Raw genomic sequence first — 2,141 nt, forward strand, 5'->3', positions numbered from 1 at the left:
CACCAGCTGCCGCCGGTGAGCCGGCACCTCGGGCCCACGGCCGGTGCTTCGACGGCTTTGGCGATGAGACCTCGTTACGGGTGGTACAGCCGTCGGCCGGGTCGTCGCCGGAGTTCCAGTGCTTGAACGCCTCGCGGGTGTAGCCGTCGCGGGACTCAGTGGCCAATGGCAGGCTTGTGACGGCTTCGGCGAGCGGAACGGTTTCCGCGGCGTGAGCGGGCGTGCCGGTAGTGAGGGACAGGATGGTGAGGAGCGCGGCGGGCAGGCCGCGCAGCAGAGCGGTACGCATGTACCTGTTGGTAGCGGCCCGCCTGGGGCGCACGGGCCGGAGACAGCGGTTGCGCCCCTCGTGTGAGTGCAATGGTCGTACCGGAGAAACGACACAGCTCGGCTCGGTCGCCACTCCCGCGGCGAGAACGTCCCGCAGCCCCGGATGGCGCGTTCGTCGGCGGCCTTGAGCGCGGTGCGGGCCTGTGGTTGAGAGCGTAGGCGCGGGCGACGACCGCGGCCGCGAGCGTCGCGTTGGCGGTTGGCCGGTGCCCGTCCTGCCCACTGGTCTTGCGTGGAGACAGCCGGCAGGCGGAAAACGCTCAGCTTTGAGCGACTTCGGATCGTATATGCGCAAGCGCTGAACGTAAGATTTTTTGCCAGTGTGCCTGCACGTTTCCTGCTTCCCAAACGCTCTATTGCTGGAGGCGCCTGCCTCCAGCGCCGAAGGGGGAGGCGGCGTTTCCCAGACGACTTCCAACGGGGAGGGCACGTGCACGACGCTGTTACAGCGTTGCTGCTGACCGCGCTGGCCATCCGGGTTTTCGGCCCTGACGCACTGCGACTGTCCAGGCGGATACTGACGGCTGGCGTCCGTGTGGGAATTACCGGCATGCGCCCATCGGTACGTGACGAGCAGCGCGCCATCCCGGGTGAGCTGACCGGGGGGCCCGGTGAGTGAGGGCGGGCCGGAGGAGTCCGGCGGCGCAGTGGGCGTCCCGAGCCGACGCCGGAAGACCGTGCCGATGGCGCAGTGGCCTGACGCCACCCGAGTCTCATACTGGGCGTTTCATGCCGATAGGCGACAGAGTTATATGAGTTTCGCTTATCTGCAGCTGGGGTCCGATGCGGATACCGAGGAGGCAGTGGACGCCACCTTCGACTCGGTAATGGGCAAATGGCATCAGATGCTGGAAATGGAACATCTTGAGGCATACGCGTGGGCCATTCTGAAGAACCGCATCAAGGACCAGCAGCGCAAGAGGCAGCGGCGGCCGGAGCCTATGGACATCGCCGCGTTCGAGGCAGCACTACGAGATGCCTCAGACGATCCCTTTGACGGTCTCGTGGACGCCATCACGCTGTACTCCGCGACGCGAAGGCTGAGCGAGCGGCAGCGCGACCTGATCGTGCTCTGCTACGGGCTGGGGTACACCTCGGTGGAGGCCGCAGCTCTTTTGGGCCTTGAGGAAGCCACCGTCCGCTCGCACCTGTGCCAGGCCCGTCGGCGCCTGGCTCGTCTGCTCCAGGCCGATTACTCCAACCGCGCCGACGAGGGGGAGAAGACGACATGAGCCACCCTGCCACGCCCACTTCGAGGCGCACCCTCGAGCAGTGGCTGGCCCGAGCTCGGACGAAGGACCGATACGACGCCTACGACCTGAACGCAGCGAAGGCGCGACTGATGCGTCGGCGCGATCTCCGGAACGGGCGCGCCTGCCCCTTTCACGGCGGCGAGAGCCGAAACGGTGCGGAGGCCACTGCGTTCATGACGGATCCGCCAGCCTGGACCCTTCCTGAGGAGAGTACGGCAGACATCGACCGCGCCTTGGGAGACCTGCAGGCCGTCAGCCTGCTCCTGTTGCTGTCGCCGACGGCAGACCGCGACCTCGCGGACTTCATCGACGACCACTTCGCCCACGAGGCCGGCGCCCGAACCTTCGGCTGCCTGCTGCACCTGTGCGGCGACGTCGATGGGGCACGGTTTTGGTGGCAGTTCGCCGCCGGGGCCGGGGATGACGCCGCCAAGTACTGCCTCTTCCTCGACCACGCTCAGTGCGGCGAGTTCCACGACGCCGAGCACTGGGGCCGCGAGCTAGCTCTTCACCGCTTCGCTCCGGATGAATTTCTAGGCGCCCGGAGCGCAGCGCCCG

Annotated in this window: 2 protein-coding genes and 1 pseudogene; 2 read left to right on the forward strand and 1 reads right to left on the reverse strand. The window is 67.2% G+C overall.

Annotated elements, in window-relative coordinates:
• Positions 1-289 (reverse strand): annotated as a pseudogene (locus CA983_RS43020) (hypothetical protein); the annotation flags it as partial.
• Positions 290-1,082: 793 nt separating this feature from the next.
• Between CA983_RS43020 and CA983_RS43025 the strand changes: the two are divergent.
• Both CA983_RS43025 and CA983_RS43030 read left to right on the forward strand, forming a co-directional pair.
• Complete coding sequence (locus CA983_RS43025) at positions 1,083-1,562, forward strand: RNA polymerase sigma factor (protein WP_279628518.1); 480 nt, start codon at positions 1,083-1,085, stop codon at positions 1,560-1,562.
• Positions 1,559-2,141, forward strand: a 583-nt coding sequence (locus tag CA983_RS43030; RefSeq protein ID WP_086606039.1) for a hypothetical protein, incomplete at its 3' end; no start/stop codon positions are given. The genes CA983_RS43025 and CA983_RS43030, both read left to right, overlap by 4 nt.

This window comes from Streptomyces swartbergensis (genome assembly GCF_002148965.1).
GTDB classification, from domain to species: Bacteria; Actinomycetota; Actinomycetes; order Streptomycetales; family Streptomycetaceae; genus Streptomyces; species Streptomyces swartbergensis.